The organism is Serratia grimesii (assembly GCF_900186025.1).
GTDB lineage: Bacteria > Pseudomonadota > Gammaproteobacteria > Enterobacterales > Enterobacteriaceae > Serratia > Serratia grimesii.
Map to the genome: position 1 here is coordinate 1,354,206 of NZ_LT883155.1, position 18,614 is coordinate 1,372,819.

The following is an 18,614-nucleotide window of genomic DNA, read 5'->3' on the forward strand; positions in this document are numbered from 1 at the left end:
TACAGGGGAGAACAGAGGGGGAAAGTTAACGCGGACGATTTTTGCACTCTTCCAGTGCTGCGAAGAATAGTTATGGTGCAAACTATTTCGCCGGTTGTGGAAAGATGCAACAGGTGACGGTAACAATGAGATGAATCTGTTTTTGGCAATGGGTCTTTTTAGCATTAATCGGCATAAACAGAGCGATATTTTTGTGAAAAAATAACTAAAAAAGCCGTTCAGGCGATGAGAAACGGCAAAAAGCGTTCTTTCTGCAACTCCCGCCACTGGCGGGGCGGTGAGAGTTATCCACTATTCCTGTGGATAACCTTGTGCATTAGATTTAGAAAAGCGGTTTGAAGCGAGAGCTGACGCGGGTTCTGTTCGCTTTGTCCGCAATCTCGTCTTTTTTATAAAATTATTATTTATCAATAAATTAACTAAAATCAAGCCGGCATTGTACCGATGAAGTCTCTATGTATGATTTTTGGCCTGAGTGATACCAAGAAGTTAATTCGTGACGGATTTTGGGGATAAATCTGTTATTGACAATAAAAATGTCACGCCGCTGTAACTCTACCGGTGCATTCAGCCTGGTTTGACGCACGCTAAAGAGACGAATCGCTTGAAGCTGGTTTTATATCCAGTATCATAGGCACTGGCGAAAATCGCCGGGGCTTTCCATAATTAGAGGCCATTCATCGAGCATTAGCTCTATGGCCGCCTGAGCGCGCATATCTCCAGGTAGGGGCGCTGCATGCTGCGCCCGCTCACCACGACCGCCGGCAGCAACGTGGCAATTTGAAAGACGAAGGGTATATGAGTAAAATTTTCAAACTGCATTCTGATTTCAAACCGGCCGGCGATCAGCCGCAAGCCATCAGTAAGTTGGAAGAGGGTCTGGAAGACGGCCTTGCTCACCAAACTCTATTGGGCGTTACCGGTTCGGGTAAGACATTTACTATCGCTAATGTGATCGCTGATCTTAACCGGCCGACCATGGTGCTGGCACCCAACAAAACGCTGGCGGCACAGCTTTACGGCGAGATGAAAGAGTTCTTTCCTGAGAATGCGGTCGAGTATTTTGTTTCTTACTACGACTATTACCAACCCGAAGCCTACGTTCCCAGCTCCGACACTTTTATTGAGAAAGACGCTGCGGTGAATGAACACATCGAGCAAATGCGCCTTTCTGCGACCAAAGCGTTGCTGGAACGTCGCGACGTTATCGTGGTGGCGTCGGTATCCGCGATCTACGGCTTGGGCGATCCGGATCTGTACCTGAAGATGATGCTGCATCTGACCAAAGGTATGATTATCGATCAGCGTTCGATCCTGCGCCGTTTGGCAGAACTGCAATATACCCGTAACGATCAAGCCTTCCAGCGCGCAACCTTCCGTGTGCGCGGCGAGGTGATCGATATTTTCCCGGCAGAGTCAGACGAGTTGGCGCTGCGTATTGAGCTGTTTGATGAAGAAGTAGAACGGCTTTCGTTGTTTGATCCCTTGACCGGGCAGATCGAGCAGATAGTACAGCGCTTTACCATTTATCCGAAGTCGCACTACGTGACGCCGCGTGAGCGGATCCTGCAGGCGATGGAAGAGATCAAAGTGGATCTGGCCGAGCGGCGAAAGGTGTTACTGGCCAACAATAAGCTGCTGGAAGAACAACGTTTGACGCAGCGCACTCAGTTTGATCTGGAGATGATGAACGAACTGGGCTATTGCTCCGGCATTGAAAACTACTCGCGTTATCTGTCAGGGCGTGGGGAAGGCGAGCCGCCACCAACGCTGTTTGACTATTTACCGGCCGATGGCCTGCTGGTGGTCGACGAATCACACGTCACCATTCCGCAAATCGGTGCCATGTTCAAGGGTGACCGTTCGCGTAAGGAAACCTTGGTTGAATACGGTTTTCGCCTGCCTTCGGCACTGGACAACCGTCCGCTGCGCTTTGAAGAGTTTGAAGCACTGGCTCCGCAGACGATTTATGTGTCAGCCACACCAGGCAAGTATGAGCTGGAGAAATCCGGCGATGACATTATCGATCAGGTTGTGCGACCAACTGGGCTACTGGATCCTCTGATAGAAGTGCGACCGGTGACTACCCAGGTGGACGATCTGCTTTCTGAGATCCGTAAACGGGTGGCGATCAACGAGCGGGTGCTGGTCACCACACTGACCAAACGCATGGCGGAAGACCTGACGGAATACCTGGAAGAGCATGGTGAGCGCGTACGTTACCTGCATTCGGACATTGATACCGTGGAACGTGTCGAAATCATTCGTGACCTGCGCCTGGGCGAGTTTGATGTGCTGGTGGGTATCAACTTGCTGCGTGAGGGGTTGGACATGCCTGAGGTGTCGCTGGTGGCGATTTTGGACGCCGATAAAGAAGGCTTCCTGCGTTCGGAACGCTCGCTTATCCAAACCATTGGCCGTGCGGCACGTAACCTGAATGGTAAGGCGATCCTTTACGGCGACAGAATTACCGACTCGATGGCCAGGGCGATTAGCGAGACTGAGCGCCGTCGCGCCAAACAGCAGGCGTTCAACGAAGAAAACGGCATTGTGCCGCAGGGCCTGAACAAGAAAGTTTCTGATATTCTGCAACTGGGCAAACCGGGTAATCGCGGTAAAGGCCGAGGGAAGGGTAAGGCGGCGGAAAATGCAGAGCAGTACCAAAACCTCACGCCAAAAGCTTTGGATCAAAAAATCCGCGAGTTGGAAGCGCAGATGTACACGCATGCTCAGAACCTTGAGTTCGAACAGGCGGCGGGCTTGCGTGACGAAATTCACCAGCTGCGTGAGCAGTTTATCGCAATTTCGTGACCGGTTGGCGCGCTGCGTGAGGCAGCGCTGCCAAACATAAAATCCTTGTCGCTCCTGCCAAAGCTGATTATGGTGTGCGGCCAATTCACTACAGCGAGCTACTGATCATGACCGAACACCAGTCCAAAGACCCGATGCATGGCGTCACTCTGGAACAACTTTTGAATAAACTGGTGGAGAGCTACGGTTGGTCAGGGCTGGCTGAACGCGTACGCATCAACTGCTTCAGCAGCGATCCCAGCATCAAGTCCAGCCTCAAGTTTTTGCGTCGTACACCCTGGGCGCGCAAGCAGGTGGAAGACCTTTACATCGACATGGTCGAAAAAGCCGCCAGCGATAACCCATGGCTGCGTGGCGGCAAGTAAGGGCTTAGGCGCGGGTGCCTAATTCGATCAACGCCTGATCTAGCGCCTGGCGCAGCAACTGACGATCGTGGCGATAAGGAATATCTGTCGCTTCCAGTGGTTGTTTGATCACCACGCGATCTTGCACTTCGCTGGCATCTACCGAGGGGCCGACAATAAGCGCGTCGATCATCTGGCGGCCAATCTTCTCTTCCATCAACTCCAGCTTATTTTTCAGCGTCAAGGCTGCTGCCGCGACGCTCAGTTCTTTCCCCAGGTTGCCGATATAAATCATATTGGCGCTGCTGCGGCGCAAGGCCTGTGTAAGGTCATCAAGCAGTAGCAGGGGCATCAGGCTGGTCAGGAAACTGCCTGGCCCGATCAGAATAACATCAGCCTGTGCAATGGCATCCAGTGCTTCGCGTGTCGCATTGACGCGCGGTGACAACATCAACTCTTGCGGCATGTCGGTCAGTTGATCGACATTCACTTCACCATAAACATGGTTCCCTTCGTGATCGTGCGCCATCAGATCGACGGGCTGTTCAGACATCGGGATCAATGCTGCATCCACCTTCAGTAAGCTTCGCACCAGGTTGATCGCTTCCAGCGGGCGTACGCTGAGGTGATCCAATGCCTTCAGCATCAGGTTACCGAGATTGTGTCCCGAAAGCTCACCATTGCCGCTGAAGCGATACTCAAACATGGCGGAAGCCACGCTCGGTTCAGTGATCAACTGATTGAGGCAGTTACGGGTGTCGCCCCAGGCTATGCCGCCTTCCGATCGTCGGATACGGCCGGTTGAGCCGCCGTTATCGGTGGTGGTGACAATACCGGTTAAACGGGATCCTAAAGACGACAGGGAAGACATCACGCGGCCCAGACCATGGCCACCACCTAATGCCACCACCCGATCGAGATCGGCCAGGGTACGATTACGCATAAATTTCCTTACAAAGGGGCTTAACTGCCCGCATAAGGTAGCGGATCCGGCGTGAAAACGCGATAAAACCGTCATACTTGATGTTGCCCCTGTGTTGGCCGCAAGCACTCACCCCAGACACTGACTTGAGTAAGCTTCTGGGATTCTCGCTCTAGCTGTCGGGAGGCCATTCCAATTATTTAGGGTATAAAAAGTGTGATTTGCGTGATTCCGGTCAATTCGTCTGCGTAAAGGGCGTTTATCATGGTTTACCAGATTTGGAATCGCTTAAAATCGCTGTATACACAATTATATAGCGAAATTGCGCGTTGGCTATCCTGTTTGTTTAGCGCTAGAATTCTGATGAAAACCACGGTTTCGTTCCGGCTACTCAATCAGTAGGAACTGAAACCAAAACTCCTAGCCTCTGGGCCTACGTTGTTCTTGCGGACGATATGGTGCTTTGGCCGTGGCGAAGTTAGCCACCAGGGTGCAGAGTGGAAACGCTCGCGCCTCCCGACTTTGGAAGGTGTTATGGTGCCGCAACTCATTGATGCTTATGAGCGTAAGTTCTATTACTTGCGCCTGTCGATCACCGACGTGTGTAACTTTCGTTGCACCTACTGTCTGCCGGATGGCTACCGCCCTAATGGCAGTCCAAAAACCTTCTTGTCATTGGATGAGATCAGACGTGTTAGCCGCGCTTTCGCCGAGCTGGGCACCGAAAAAGTGCGCCTGACTGGCGGCGAGCCCTCGCTGCGTCGTGATTTTACCGAGATCATTGCCGCCGTGCGTGAAAACCCGGCGGTTCGCCAGCTTGCTGTGACCACCAATGGCTACCGTCTAGCGCGCGACGTTGCCAGCTGGCGTGACGCCGGCCTGACGGCGATTAACGTCAGCGTAGACAGTCTGGATCCCCGTCAATTTCACGCCATTACCGGTCAGGACAAATTCCGCCAGGTGATGGAGGGTATCGACGCCGCTTTTACCGCTGGGTTTAGCAAGGTTAAGGTCAATGCGGTGCTGATGCGTGATGTTAATCATCAGCAGCTGGGCGCTTTCCTGAACTGGATAAAAGACCGTCCGATCCAACTGCGTTTTATCGAACTGATGGAAACCGGTGAGGGTGGCGACTTATTCCGCAAACACCATGTGTCTGGTGAAGTGATCCGTTCGCAACTGGAACAGCAGGGCTGGCAGCTGCAACCGCGTGGCCGCAGTGACGGCCCGGCGCAGGTGTTCAGTCATCCGGACTACCAGGGCGAAGTAGGCTTAATCATGCCGTACGAAAAAGATTTCTGTGCCAGTTGCAACCGGCTGCGGGTTTCCGCCATCGGTAATCTGCATCTGTGTCTGTTCGGTGAGCAGGGCATTAGCCTGCGCGATTTGCTGGTGAATGACGGCCAGCTTGAGGAATTGAAAGATCGCATTCAGGGTGGGTTGCGGACGAAAAAGCAAACCCATTTCCTGCACCAGGGCAACAGCGGCATCACGCAGAATCTGTCGTTTATCGGCGGATAAATTTTTCAAATTGCACGGGAGCAAGCAATGAGTCATGCCAGCAGCGAATTCATTCCGGCACATATCGCTATTTTGACTGTTTCAGACAGTCGTGGTGAAGCAGAAGATACCTCGGGCCAATACTTGCAGGAAGCCGCGCTTGAAGCGGGGCACCAGGTCGTGGATCGCGCCATCAGCAAAGACGATATTTATCAAATCCGTGCCCAAGTTTCTGCGTGGATCGCCGACGAAAAGGTACAGGCAGTGCTGATTACCGGCGGCACCGGTTTTACGGCCCGGGACAACACCCCGGAAGCCCTGTTGCCACTGTTTGATCGCGCAGTGGAAGGGTTCGGCGAACTGTTCCGCATGGTGTCTTATGAAGAGATTGGCACCGCCACCATTCAATCGCGCGCACTGGCCGGTATTGCTAACCAGACGGTGATTTTCGCTATGCCTGGATCGACCCGCGCCTGCCGTACGGCCTGGGAACGCATTATTGAAGAGCAACTGGACGCACGCCACCGTCCATGCAACTTCATGCCACATCTGAAGAAATAAAAATATGACGCAGCTAACCCACATTAACGCCGCGGGCGAAGCCCATATGGTTGATGTTTCCGCTAAAGCAGAGACGGTGCGCGAGGCGCGTGCCGAGGCTTTCGTGGAGATGTTACCGGCCACGCTGGCAATGATTATCGACGGCAGTCACCACAAGGGTGACGTATTCGCCACGGCGCGTATAGCCGGTATTCAGGCAGCAAAACGCACCTGGGAACTTATCCCCCTGTGCCACCCACTGATGCTGAGCAAAGTTGAAGTACAGCTGGAAGCGCAACCGGAGCACAACCGAGTACGCATTGAAACCTGCTGCCGGTTGACCGGTAAAACAGGGGTTGAAATGGAAGCGCTGACCGCAGCATCGGTGGCTGCGTTGACCATTTATGACATGTGTAAAGCGGTACAAAAAGATATGGTGATCGGCCCGGTGCGGCTGCTGGCGAAAAGCGGCGGTAAATCCGGTGATTTTAAGGTGGAGCTATGATTAACATTCTGTTTTTTGCGCAGGTGCGTGAACTGGTCGGCACCGGTGACCTGTCTATGCCGGCGGACTACCCAACGGTAGAAGCACTGCGTAAGGCGCTGTGCGCACGCGGCGATCGCTGGGCACTGGCACTGGAGTCCGGAAAGCTGCTGACGGCGGTGAATCAGTCACTGGTGGCGGCGGAACACCCACTGCGCGCGGGTGATGAAGTCGCTTTCTTTCCACCGGTAACCGGAGGTTAATGGTGGAAAATACCCGTATCCGCGTAGGTGAAGCGCCATTCAATGTAGGTGATGAATATCAGTGGTTGGCGCAGTGCGATGATGATGGCGCTGTAGTCACGTTTACCGGCAAGGTGCGTAACCACAACCTGGGCGATAACGTCAGTGCGCTCACGCTGGAATATTATCCGGGTATGACCGAAAAAGCGTTGGCGGAGATCGTGGATGAAGCACGTAGCCGTTGGCCGTTGCAGCGCGCAACGGTGATCCACCGTGTGGGCGAGCTGTTTCCCGGCGATGAAATCGTGTTTGTTGGCGTGACCAGTGCACACCGGAGCATGGCCTTTGAAGCCACCGAGTTCATCATGGATTACCTGAAAACCCGCGCACCGTTCTGGAAGCGTGAAGCTGTTGGGCAGGGTGACCGCTGGGTCGATGCGCGTGACAGCGATCGACAGGCGGCAGAACGCTGGCATAAAGCGGTTAAATAACCGGTAAACAGCGGAAACAAATCAATACCTTTGCTGCTTTCGCGTTAGGTTTTCTGTGGTACGCTTATAGCAGGCAAGGCCTTTGGATACTCTCTGCGTTTCAAGTTGCAGCTAAGCAAACTCTGGCTTGAAAGGCGATGGGTAAACAGGGCTTTGAAATCTTGTTTCACACGCAAAAGGTAACCGTCATGGACCGATATCCACGCTCTAATGGTTCAATCGTCGAACGTGCCAACAGCGGCATTCAGGCTTATATGGCGCAGGTTTATGGCTGGATGACCTGCGGTATGCTGTTGACGGCATTCGTTTCCTGGTACGCGGCCAACACGCCTGCGATCCTTAACTTTATCTTCTCCAGTCAAATCACGTTCTTCGGCCTGATTATCGTGCAGTTGGGGCTGGTGTTTGTCATTTCCGGTATGGTCAACCGTCTGAACGGCACGGTAGCCACCGCGTTGTTTATGCTTTATTCGGCGCTGACCGGGTTGACGCTATCCAGTATTTTCATTGCTTATACCTACAGTTCAATCGCCAGCACCTTTGTGGTGACCGCCGGTATGTTTGGTGCAATGAGCCTTTACGGCTACACCACTAAGCGTGATTTGAGTGGTTTCGGCAGCATGCTGTTTATGGCGCTGATCGGTATCGTGCTGGCATCGTTGGTGAATATCTGGCTGAAAAGCACAGCGTTAATGTGGGCGATTACCTACATCGGTGTGGTGGTGTTTGTTGGCCTGACTGCGTACGACACCCAGAAACTGAAAGCGATGGGCGAGCAGTTGAACTCAGATGACAAAGACAGCTTCCGTAAATACGCCATTGTTGGCGCACTGACGCTGTACCTTGATTTCATCAACTTGTTCTTGATGTTGCTACGTATTTTCGGCAACCGCAGATAATACCCGTCGTCTTTCAAGCTGCAGCGTTGTTACCTGCACCAGCTCACCCAGTAACTTACTCAAGTAAGCGTCTGGGGATGAGCTGGCTGGTCGCCTGGCTGCAGCATGAAATCCATAGGGTATCCGGTGATCAAAAAGGCTCTGCGATTCACAAAGCAGAGCCTTTTTTTTATGCAATTTTACGGCGGAACATGGCATAGGCAGCACTGCCGGTGGTGGCGGTGATCACCAATAACGGCCACAGGCTGTGCCAGATAATGCTGAAACTGGCGTCCTTCAGGTAAATCTGTTTGGTGATGTCGGTAAAGTGACGGATGGGATTAAGCCAGGTGAGGTTTTGCAGCCATACTGGCATGTTTTCCACCGGTGAGACATAACCTGAAAGCAAGATTGCCGGCATCATAAACACGAATACACCGATAAACGCCTGTTGCTGAGTGGCGCACAGCGACGAAATCAGCAGGCCAAACCCCACCAACGACAGCCCGTAAATCAGCATCGTACCGTAGAACAGCAGCAGTGAACCGGCGAACGGGATCTGATAGATAAAGATACCAATCAACAACACGATACTGGCCTGGAAGGTCGCGACGATTAACGCGGGGACCGCTTTGCCGATAAATATCTGCCAGGTGGTCAACGGCGACACCAGCAATTGCTCCAACGTACCCTGTTCGCGCTCACGTGCTACTGACAGTGAGGTAACAATCAGCACGCCGATGGTGGTGATCATGGCAATCAATGAAGGCACCACAAACCATTTATAGTCCAGGTTCGGGTTATACCAATTGCGTACTACCAGCTCGCTATTGTTAGGCTTAGCGCGTCCACCGATCAGCTCATTTTGATACTCCTGCACAATTTGCTGCACATAGTTGGCAGCGATCTGAGCACTGTTAGAGTTGCGCCCATCCAATAGCAGCTGCAGCGGTGCGGTATTGCCAGTGGCGATATCGCGCGAGAATTGGGCGGGGAAGCGGATCAGCAGCAGGGCTTTTTGATTGTCGATGGTGGCTTGGATCTCCTGCGGGCTGCGCAAAAGCAGCACATGGGAGAAGGCTTTTGCTTTGGCAAAACGCTGGGTCAGTTCGACAGAGGCATGACCGTTGTCTTCGCTGTAAACCGCGATGGTGGCATTGGTCACTTCCAGCGTGGCGGCGAACGGGAACAGCAGCACCTGCAAGATCACCGGCATAATCAGAATGGTACGGGTTTGCGGATCGCGTAGTAGCGTCTGCATTTCCTTGATGATTAACGTCCAAAGACGGTGAAACATCATCTAGCTCCTTAATCCAGCCGTCGCTGGGTTTTCCAGGCAGTGAGGCCAATAAATACCACCGCCGAAGCGATCAGGAATAACAGGTTAATCATCAGTACTGTGCCGACGTTGCCCGCCAGGAACAGTGTTTGCAGCGTGCTGACGAAGTAACGCGCCGGAATGATGTAGGTTACGGCCCGCACGATGGCCGGCATACTGTCGATCTGGAAGATAAAGCCGGACAGCATGATCGACGGCAGAAAGGCGGCATTCAGCGCCACCATTGCTGCGTTGAATTGGTTGCGGGTAATGGTGGAAATCAGCAGTCCCATGCCGAGCGTGCTGGCGAGGAACAGGCTACTGATGACGAATAAAATCAGCAGCGAGCCACGGTAGGGAACGCCGAGCACCCATACCGACACCACCATGCACAACACCATGGCAATCATACCGAGGAAATAATAGGGCACCAGTTTGGACAACAGCAGTTCGGCGCGCGTCACCTGAGTGGAGAGCAGTGCTTCCATGGTGCCGCGTTCCCATTCACGGGCGATCACCAGTGAGGTAAGGATAGCGCCGATCACTGTCATGATAATGGTGATGGCACCGGGAATAATGTAGTGCCGGCTGATTGCTGCCGGGTTGAACCAATAGCGCATCTGAACATCAATTAACGGTTTTTCCTCACGCCCGCTGTCGGTGGCGCGTTGCTGCAGCCAGATTTGCCACACTCCCTGGGTATAACCTTGGACAAAGTTGGCGGTGTTTGGCTCGCTGCCGTCGGTGATAATTTGAATCGGTGCACTATCGTGTGGCCGCGCCATGCGTTGAGCAAAATCATTGGGGATCACTACCAACCCCCGGATGCGGCCAGCCTGCATCAATTGGATCAACTGTTGGCGGTTATCACTAATGGTGGGTTCAATATAGGGTGAGCCAGCAAAGGCATTAGCCAGGTCGCGTGCATCTTCGCTCTGTTGCTCCATAAGAATCCCCAGCCGCAGCTTACTGGAGTCCAGATTGATGCCGTAGCCGAAGATAAATAGCAGCATCAGTGGAATGACAAAAGCGATCAACCCACTGCTCGGATCGCGCAGGATCTGCCGCGTCTCTTTAAGGCACAGGGCACGCAGACGCCGCCAGGAAAACCCGCTGTTGTCGCTGGTGGCGATTTTGCTACTCATGGCTGCTCCTCCTGATCATAACCTTGCACCAACTCGATAAACGCCTGTTCCATCGACGGATTGGGATTGTCGGCATTGGCGATCTGGTGCTTGAGATCGTCCGGTGTGCCTGCGGCAATGATCTTGCCCCGGTACACTAGCCCAATGCGATCGCAGTATTCCGCTTCGTCCATAAAGTGGGTGGTGACCATGACTGTCACGCCTTTGTCCACCATGCCATTAATATGCAGCCAGAACTCACGGCGAGTCAGGGGATCGACGCCGGAGGTCGGTTCATCGAGAAACAGGATATCCGGCTCGTGCATGAGTGCACAGGCTAACGCCAGTCGCTGTTTGAAGCCGAGCGGCAGAGAATCCGGTGTTTGGTTGAGGATGGGGCCAAAATTGAAGGCGTTGGACATCTCACTGATTTTTTCGCGCTGAGCCTTGCCGCTCAGACCGTAAACACCAGAGAAAAACTTCAGGTTTTGTGCCACGGTCAGGTTACCGTACAGCGAGAATTTTTGTGCCATATACCCCAAATGCTGGCGTGCCTTGCCGGAACTGGTCTTTAGGTCCATACCCAGCACCAGTGCTTTACCTTCGGTCGGCACCAGTAACCCGCACATCATTTTAAACGTGGTGGATTTGCCGGCACCGTTTGGCCCCAGAAGACCAAAAATTTCGCCGCGCTGCACTTTGAAGTCCACGTGATCGGTGGCGGCGAAGTCGCCGAATTTTTTTGTCAGCCCCTGCGCTTCGATCACGGTTTCCGTTTTTTCGCCTTCGACGGTGGGCATGATCTCGGCCAACGCTGATTTACTGTTCGGTCCACCGCCGAGCAGATCGATAAACGCATCTTCAAACCGAGGATCCGCTTCGCTCAGTTCGGCCCCCGGCAGATCCAGCGCCTGTAGCAATTGCTGATGATCTTCACCTTCTTTGAGGATCAACCGCAGATATTTGCCTTGGATCACACCGTCGGTGACCGTTGGCAAGCAGATCGCCCGTTGCAACAAGGCCCGGTGATTACCGGCGGGCGGCGCTATCAGCACGGTGCGTCCGGCCATGCGCTGGGTGAGATCTTGGGGGGCGCCACTAAACAGTAACTCTCCCTCATTGAGCAGTAGCACTTCGCGGCACTGTTCAGCTTCGTCCAAATAAGACGTGCTCCACAGGATTAACATGCCGTCGTTGGCCAGTTCGTGCACCATGCGCCACAGTTCGCGTCGTGAGATCGGATCGACCCCGACGCCAGGCTCATCCAGCAGCAGCACTTGCGGCTGCCCGACCAGCGTACAGGCCAGCCCGAGCTTCTGCTTCATGCCACCGGAAAGTTTGCCCGCCAGCCGGGTGGTGAAACGGGTGAGATCGGTGAATGTCAGTAGCCGATCAAACGTCTGTTTACGCAGATCACCGGTCACACCGCGCAGATCGGCGTACAGCGTCAGGTTTTCCATGACGGTCAGATCTTCATACAGGCCAAACTTTTGCGGCATGTAACCAAGAATGGCGTGCAATTGACGATCCTGGGCGATCGGATCCAGCCCGGCGACGCGCAGTGTGCCGCTACTGGGTTTTAGTAGCCCTGCCAGCATACGCAGCAGGGTGGTTTTACCTGCGCCGTCTGGGCCAACCAGCCCGGTTACCGCACCGCTGGTCAGCCGGGTGGTGAGGCTGGCGACAGCTGGTTTTTCCAATGTCGGGAAACGTTTTTCCAGCGCTTCGAGTTCAATCACCTGTTCCATCGCCACTCCCTCAAGGTTTGGCAAAGCGAACGGTGACCGGCATCCCCTGGCGCAATGCGTCATCGGCGTCAGTGACAATTATGCGTAGTCGGTACACTAAATCAGTGCGCAGATCCGGCGTTTCCACGCTTTTCGGCGTGAATTCAGCGGTTGGCGACACAAAGCCAATTTTACCGTGATAGGGTTTGTTTGGTCGGCCGTCGGTATAAATTTCCAGTTCGGTACCGGGTGCTGCTTTACCCAGACTGGTTTCGTTAACATAGGCGCGTACCCATACAGGACGGGTCAGCGACAAAGTGAACACCGTGCCACCGGCGCTGAGCATGGTGCCCGGCTCGACCGCACGCGTCAGCACTGTGCCGGCGGATGGGGAAACCAGACTGGTGTCATGCAGGTTAAGTTGTGCCTGCGCCAGTGCGGCTTCGCTTTGCGCCAGATTGGCTTTGGCCTCTTCTATTTCTTGCGGACGATTACCGCTTAGGTATTGCGCCAGCTTGTCTTTAGACGCCTGCAGGTTGGCCTGCGCCTGATTGCGCGAGGTGCGGGCATCGTCCAGTGCGTCGGCAGAGGTGGCATTTTTCGCCCACAGGCCCTGTTGGCGTTTTAGGAAGCTATCGGCATAACTAAAAGCGGACAGGCGCTGCGCCATTTCCGAACGTACCTGGGCAATTTCTTCGGCGCGGTAACCAGCCAACAGCAGTGCCAGTTTGGCTTTGGCGCTACCAACGTTAGCCTGTGCCTGCTGCAATGCGTTGAGATACGGAGCATCGTCCAATTTGCCAAGTAATTGCCCTGGTTGCAGAGTATCGCCTTCATCTACCGTCAGCGACGCCAGCCGCCCATCAACACGGAAACCCAAATTAACCGTGCGAATATCCACGTTGCCGTACAGCGTCAGCGGTTTTTCTTGCTGCTGTTGGTAATACCAAACTCCGTAAATGGCTGCGGCGATCAGTACAATAACCGCAACAACAAGGGCACTGCGTTTCTTATTCATAACACTCCCTGCCTATAAAGATTAAACCCAATGAATTTCGCATTACGGCTAGACAACTAGCGCCGTATCTTGAAATCCGAAGGGTTTACGCGCCATAGCGTTGGCGCAGCCCATTAACCAGAATCTCAATGTGTTCAGCCAACACTTCGCTGATTTGCTCCGCTTCGGCGGTGCCGATCTGCTGCCAGCCTGCCTGCCGGCGTACGGTTTCCCTCGCTACGCGAAACGACAACACTTCGCCGATCATTGCGTGGGTGTGCAGCACGATTTTGGTCGAATGCGGGTCGATGCCCGTGTAGGCCGCCAGCAGACGGCAAAGCTTGTCATGTAACGGTGCGACCACTTGCTGGTGGATCAAGGGATAGGCGTCAGTGGGGGAGAGCTGCTCGCGTGACATGATTTTGCTGAGGTTGAGCGTCTGCGGTTGTGTCATCAGGTCGCTAAATGCCAGCAGACCGCGTTTCAGGTGATCGAGATAGTATTCCCGCGGGCGTTCGGCATCTGGCAGTTGCCAGAAGCGGTCAATCTCGTCGGCCAGGGGGCGAAATGCCTGCTGGATAAAGTCGGCAATCCACTGTGCGACGGCCAGATAAAGGCCCTCTTTGGAATTGAAGTAGTAGGTGATCGCCGCGATATTGTGCCCGGCGCGCTGCGCGATATCACGGGTGGTGGCGCCCTGAATGCCGTACTCACCGAACATCTCGATGGCGGCGGCGATCAACTGTTGGCGCGCCTGTTCACCGCGTGCCCGGCTGGCAGTCTGATTATTTGGCATTGATGACACTCGCTAAAGTTAATCAATCATATGATTAACTTTATGCCAGATTGCACAAAACGCAATCAGTAACCGCTATTTATTTAAGGACATTTTTTCGGACTAGGCTGAATTCTCGGCATATTGTGCTCTGAGTCACTTAAATAACGTTTTCTTGTTCGACTTCTGCTACAATCGCCCGCTTGGTGCACTGCAGTTTGTGCCAATCCCTCGTGGTCATGCTTAATGTCCCGTCTGATAATCCTCCCAGGAAACTGCACCGAACACTGTTAGGTTAGGGGGGATCTGGAGTTTTTCTCTTTATGTCATTTGAAACCCTCGGCTTAAGTGCTGAAATTCTGCGCGCTGTTGAAGAACAGGGCTATCGCGAACCTACGCCAATTCAACGCCAGGCGATTCCTGTCGTATTGGAAGGTCGTGACCTGATGGCCAGCGCCCAGACCGGTACCGGTAAAACCGCTGGCTTTACCTTGCCGCTGCTACAGCTGCTGAGTAAGCATGATCATGCGGTCAAAGGTCGCCGTCCGGTACGTGCGTTGATCCTGACGCCTACCCGTGAACTGGCTGCGCAAATCGGCGAAAACGTCGAATCCTACAGCAAATACCTGCGCCTGCGTTCGCTGGTGGTATTTGGCGGCGTGAGCATCAACCCGCAGATGATGAAACTGCGTGGCGGTGTTGATGTTTTGGTGGCAACACCAGGCCGTCTGTTGGATCTGGAACACCAACGTGCGGTTGACCTGTCCAAAATTGAAATTCTGGTGCTGGATGAAGCGGACCGCATGCTGGATATGGGCTTTATCCATGATATCCGTCGCGTGCTGGCCAAACTGCCTGCCAAGCGTCAGAACCTGCTGTTCTCTGCGACCTTCTCTGACGACATTAAAGCATTGGCTAACAAGCTGCTGCACAACCCAGCGTCGGTTGAAGTGGCGCGTCGTAACACCGCGTCCGAGCAGATCGAACAGAGCGTGCACTTCGTTGATAAGAAGCGTAAGCGGGAACTGCTGTCTCAGATGATCGGTGAAGGTGACTGGAAGCAAGTGTTGGTGTTCAACCGCACCAAGCACGGCGCTAACCACCTGGCTGAACAGTTGAACAAAGACGGCATCACTGCTGCGGCGATCCACGGCAATAAAAGCCAGGGTGCCCGTACCCGTGCATTGGCCGATTTTAAAGATGGCAAAATCCGCGTATTGGTGGCTACCGACATCGCGGCGCGTGGTCTGGACATCGACCAGTTGCCACACGTGGTGAACTACGAGTTGCCTAACGTGCCGGAAGACTATGTGCACCGCATCGGCCGTACTGGCCGTGCTGAACGTACCGGTGAGGCTATCTCACTGGTGTGTGTGGATGAGCACAAACTGCTGCGTGATATCGAGCGCCTGCTGAAGCGTGAAATCCCACGTATTGCCCTGCCAGGCTACGAGCCGGATCCAAGCATCAAGGCGGAGCCGATCATCAACGGCCGTCAGGGGGGTGGGCGTGGCGCTCCACGCGGCAACGGCGGCGGTCAACGTTCCGGTAACGGCGGTGGCCAGCGCAGTGGCAATGGCGGCCAGCGTGAAAACCGCGGTGGCGGCAGCGCCCGTCCGCAGGGTGATGGCAAGCCGCGTTCAGGTGCTCCTTCGCGCCGTCCGCGCAGCCGCCCGGCTGAGTAATTGCACTGTTGTCAGCTGATAAAAAGCCACCGTAAACGGTGGCTTTTTTTTAATCAAAAATCAGGATGATAACAAGCATCAGCGTATTTCAAGTTCCGGCACGACCGACATGCCAACGCGTAACCGCGCCAGCTCCGGCTGGTTTGGTTCCAGCAGAATTTTCACCGGCAGGCGCTGCACCACTTTGGTGTAGTTACCGGTAGCGTTATCAGCGCTGATGGCGGCAAAGGTGGAACCGGTAGCCGGGGCGATGCTGTCAACGTGGCCGCGCAGCGTCACGCCGGGTAGCGCATCGACAGTGATGGATACTGGCTGGCCGGCAGAGACGTTGGCCAACTGGGTTTCCAGGAAGTTAGCGACCACGTAACTCTGTTGTAACGGCACCACCGCCAGCAGGCGAGTACCGGCGGAGACCCAGGCACCCTGACGTATAGCACGCTGGCCGACAGTGCCGCTAATCGGGGCAACAATCCGTGTATAAGAAAGATTAAGACGTGCCTGATCAACACTGGCCTGTGAGGCTGCAATGTTCGCTTCTGCCTGTTTCCGACTGGCCTGCAAAACCCCAACTTCCTTGCGCGCAGAAACCACGGCTGCCTGATTCTGTTTCAACTGCGCTGCGGCGGTTTGCATCACGGAAGCGGATTTTTGCTGTTCATCTGCTGTGGCAGTACCCGTTTTTAACAATCGGCGATAGCGATCGGCATTTTGCCCTGCATAGTTAAGTGTGGCTTGGCTGGCGCTGACGCTGGCTTCCTGCTGGGCAATATTGGCCTGTTGTTGATCCAACTGCGCCTGAATGCTGGTCAGCTTGGCCTGACTCATTTGCAGATTAGCCAGAGCTGTTTCCAACGCCACGCGGTAATCCTGATCGTCGATGGTGGCCAGGACTTCACCGGCTTTCACCTGCTGATTATCACTGACATTGACGCTGCGGATATAGCCGGAAATTTTGGGAGCCACCAGCGTGTAATCTGCGCTGACTACCGCGTCATCGGTTTTAAAATGATGGCGATTGAGAGATGAGCGAACAAAGAAAGCGATAGCCAGCAGGACTAACAGCAGCAATGTCAGAGTTAAGGTTCGTTTTGCAGGGGTGAAGCTCATGGTTATGATCCTGATGTTTTTGGAACTAAAGGTAGAAGCGTTTGCGGTGGATAGACTCGCTTCGGCAACCAGGCTGTCAGCAGCACCAGTAGCAGTGCGAAGCCAGTAATCAGCAGGTAGGCGTCACTGATGCTGAGGATCACCGCCTGATGTTTTACCAGCGTCGAAAAATGCCCGAGATTCTCCGCTGAACTGACCGATCCATCCGGCAACATCGGCATGGAACCGCTGGCGCGATCAGCGTTCTCTGCCGTCATTAACCACGGGTGATTACCCAACCGATCCACCAGTACCTGAGAGTGAAATTGCTCCCGATGGCTCATAAAATTCTCTACCAAGCAGCTTGCCGCCACGGCGGAAAAACCGCGCACGGTGTTAAACATTGCGGAGGCAAAGGGGCCTTCCGGTGCCATAATTACGCTGGTAGACGTCATTAACACTGGCAAGATCATCATCGGTTGGCCAAATGCCTGGAGGCTTTGGATTAGCCAGAAATTTTGTCGCGCCCAGTCGTCGGTCAACTGCATTCCGAGCAGACAAGAGCTGGCTATTAGCGCGGCACCGATGGTCAGCACCCAGCGGGCATCTACCCAGCGCAGATTCAACAAGGTGGCGATTAAAGGCGCTATCACCAATTGCGGCAAACCGACGACCAGCGCCAGCGGTGCGAATTGTACGGTGCGGAAGCCTTCCACCTGCGAAAAGTAAAACGATGGCAGCATCGAACCTGACAGCGCCAGCAACAGCACGCCAGCCAGCGTCAGCAGGCTATAAGAAAGATTTATTCGCTGCAGTAGCTGCAGTTTTAACAGTGGCAATGGATGGAACCACTCGTTGATCAAAAATACCACCAGCAACGCAATGGAAACCGGCAACATCAGGCTGATCAATGGCGAATTGAACCAGTCGAGTCGTTCTCCCTGGGTTAGCGAGAGGATCAACAGCGCGATGCCACTACAACCGGTGATCATGCCGAACAGATCGATTTGGCGGAAACGCTCCAGGCGCAAAGGATCCTGCGGCAACCCCCAACCTATTAATAAGAAGGCGATCAGACACAGCGGGATTGCTTGCCAAAAAACAAACTGCCAACCCAGACTGTCGGTCCACAAAGCCGCTAGCGGTGCCGCGACATTGGGACCAAAGGTGGCGGTGAGCGCATAGGCCGCCAGCCCGTAAAGCTTGATGGTGGGGGGCAGAAAACGCAGCGCTACAGTCATCAGCAACGGTGGCAATGCGCCACCAAACAGACCTTGCACGACTCGTAACGCAATAAATACCCCAGGGTCGGCGATTAAAGGCTGGAATACACCTACGACGGCAAAACCGCCTATCACTACCAGAGCAAAACGGCGCAGCGAAAAGGTCACGGCAAACCAAGGGGCGATCATCATGGCCGCGACTTCTGCCGCCTGATAAACCGAGGTGATCCAGCTACCTTGATCGAAACCTATACCGATAGCCGCACGAATATCTGCCAGCGCCAGATCGCTTGTTCTATCATTCAATCCAGAGGTCAAGGCGGCAATCAGCACGCCAACCAGCCCTAATGCCAGACGCAGGGTAAAAGGATGCGGCGCGGCAGCGAGAGGCGCAGGCTGAGCATTCATAGTGTGACTCCAGAAACAAAACTTACGATGCACTGTATTGCATAGTGATACATTGTGAC

The 18,614-nt window shown here is 54.1% G+C and carries 17 protein-coding genes and 1 riboswitch; of the genes, 9 read left to right on the top strand and 8 right to left on the bottom strand.

The annotated features are described in order from the left end of the window. The first annotated feature begins 798 nt into the window (after positions 1-798). Together uvrB and SGBXF1_RS06325 are read left to right on the top strand one after the other, a co-directional pair. Positions 799-2,811 (top strand): excinuclease ABC subunit UvrB, encoded by a 2,013-nt coding sequence (gene uvrB / locus SGBXF1_RS06320; RefSeq protein ID WP_037421418.1) that lies wholly within the window; start codon positions 799-801, stop codon positions 2,809-2,811. A 107-nt stretch (positions 2,812-2,918) separates the two neighbouring features. Next, positions 2,919-3,176, top strand: coding sequence for a VF530 family protein (locus SGBXF1_RS06325; protein ID WP_037421421.1), 258 nt, complete (start codon positions 2,919-2,921; stop codon positions 3,174-3,176). Positions 3,177-3,180: 4 nt separating this feature from the next. Here SGBXF1_RS06325 and yvcK read toward each other — a convergent pair whose 3' ends face one another. Next, positions 3,181-4,098, bottom strand: coding sequence for a uridine diphosphate-N-acetylglucosamine-binding protein YvcK (gene yvcK, locus SGBXF1_RS06330; protein WP_061806920.1), 918 nt, complete (start codon positions 4,096-4,098; stop codon positions 3,181-3,183). Positions 4,099-4,482: 384 nt separating this feature from the next. Continuing rightward, a riboswitch (molybdenum cofactor riboswitch) is annotated at positions 4,483-4,625 on the top strand. Between yvcK and moaA the strand changes: the two genes are divergently transcribed. From moaA to SGBXF1_RS06360, 6 genes are all read left to right on the top strand, one after another. Continuing rightward, positions 4,612-5,598 (top strand): GTP 3',8-cyclase MoaA, encoded by a 987-nt coding sequence (moaA, locus tag SGBXF1_RS06335; RefSeq protein WP_037421427.1) that lies wholly within the window; start codon positions 4,612-4,614, stop codon positions 5,596-5,598. It overlaps the preceding riboswitch by 14 nt. A 27-nt stretch (positions 5,599-5,625) precedes the next feature. Next, positions 5,626-6,138, top strand: a complete 513-nt coding sequence (gene moaB / locus SGBXF1_RS06340; protein WP_186427992.1) for a molybdenum cofactor biosynthesis protein B — start codon at positions 5,626-5,628, stop codon at positions 6,136-6,138. Between the two features lie 4 nt (positions 6,139-6,142). Further along, positions 6,143-6,622: a cyclic pyranopterin monophosphate synthase MoaC gene (gene moaC / locus SGBXF1_RS06345; RefSeq protein WP_037421433.1), complete on the top strand. Its 480-nt coding sequence runs from the start codon at positions 6,143-6,145 to the stop codon at positions 6,620-6,622. Beyond that, positions 6,619-6,864: a molybdopterin synthase sulfur carrier subunit gene (gene moaD / locus SGBXF1_RS06350; protein WP_017891981.1), complete on the top strand. Its 246-nt coding sequence runs from the start codon at positions 6,619-6,621 to the stop codon at positions 6,862-6,864. Before moaC ends, moaD begins: the two co-directional genes overlap by 4 nt. A 2-nt stretch (positions 6,865-6,866) precedes the next feature. Next, the gene (moaE, locus tag SGBXF1_RS06355; RefSeq protein WP_186428469.1) at positions 6,867-7,334 is read left to right on the top strand and encodes a molybdopterin synthase catalytic subunit MoaE; all 468 of its coding nucleotides are present in this window, start codon (positions 6,867-6,869) and stop codon (positions 7,332-7,334) included. Between the two features lie 188 nt (positions 7,335-7,522). After that, positions 7,523-8,233, top strand: coding sequence for a Bax inhibitor-1/YccA family protein (locus SGBXF1_RS06360; RefSeq protein WP_037421572.1), 711 nt, complete (start codon positions 7,523-7,525; stop codon positions 8,231-8,233). Between the two features lie 169 nt (positions 8,234-8,402). Here the strand turns inward: SGBXF1_RS06360 and SGBXF1_RS06365 are convergent, their stop codons facing one another. From SGBXF1_RS06365 to SGBXF1_RS06385, 5 genes are all read right to left on the bottom strand, one after another. Further along, the gene (locus SGBXF1_RS06365) at positions 8,403-9,509 is read right to left on the bottom strand and encodes an ABC transporter permease (protein ID WP_037421440.1); all 1,107 of its coding nucleotides are present in this window, start codon (positions 9,507-9,509) and stop codon (positions 8,403-8,405) included. Between the two features lie 11 nt (positions 9,510-9,520). Further along, complete coding sequence (locus tag SGBXF1_RS06370) at positions 9,521-10,675, bottom strand: ABC transporter permease (protein ID WP_186427993.1); 1,155 nt, start codon at positions 10,673-10,675, stop codon at positions 9,521-9,523. Beyond that, positions 10,672-12,402, bottom strand: coding sequence for an ATP-binding cassette domain-containing protein (locus SGBXF1_RS06375; protein WP_186427994.1), 1,731 nt, complete (start codon positions 12,400-12,402; stop codon positions 10,672-10,674). The genes SGBXF1_RS06370 and SGBXF1_RS06375 overlap by 4 nt, the downstream gene beginning before the upstream one ends. Positions 12,403-12,412: 10 nt before the next feature. Continuing rightward, positions 12,413-13,399 carry a secretion protein HlyD gene (gene hlyD, locus SGBXF1_RS06380; protein ID WP_186427995.1) on the bottom strand — a complete coding sequence of 329 codons (987 nt, stop codon included), beginning with the start codon at positions 13,397-13,399 and terminating at the stop codon, positions 12,413-12,415. 85 nt (positions 13,400-13,484) lie between these two features. After that, positions 13,485-14,174, bottom strand: coding sequence for a transcriptional regulator (locus tag SGBXF1_RS06385; RefSeq protein WP_037421449.1), 690 nt, complete (start codon positions 14,172-14,174; stop codon positions 13,485-13,487). 302 nt (positions 14,175-14,476) lie between these two features. Between SGBXF1_RS06385 and rhlE the strand changes: the two genes are divergently transcribed. Further along, complete coding sequence (rhlE, locus tag SGBXF1_RS06390; protein WP_037421452.1) at positions 14,477-15,838, top strand: ATP-dependent RNA helicase RhlE; 1,362 nt, start codon at positions 14,477-14,479, stop codon at positions 15,836-15,838. A gap of 78 nt (positions 15,839-15,916) precedes the next feature. On the opposite strand, the gene SGBXF1_RS06395 is transcribed toward rhlE, so the two are convergent. Beyond that, positions 15,917-16,945 carry an HlyD family secretion protein gene (locus SGBXF1_RS06395; protein ID WP_186427996.1) on the bottom strand — a complete coding sequence of 343 codons (1,029 nt, stop codon included), beginning with the start codon at positions 16,943-16,945 and terminating at the stop codon, positions 15,917-15,919. A 2-nt stretch (positions 16,946-16,947) separates the two neighbouring features. After that, the gene (locus SGBXF1_RS06400; RefSeq protein ID WP_037421457.1) at positions 16,948-18,555 is read right to left on the bottom strand and encodes an MFS transporter; all 1,608 of its coding nucleotides are present in this window, start codon (positions 18,553-18,555) and stop codon (positions 16,948-16,950) included. Between the last annotated feature and the right edge of the window lie 59 nt (positions 18,556-18,614).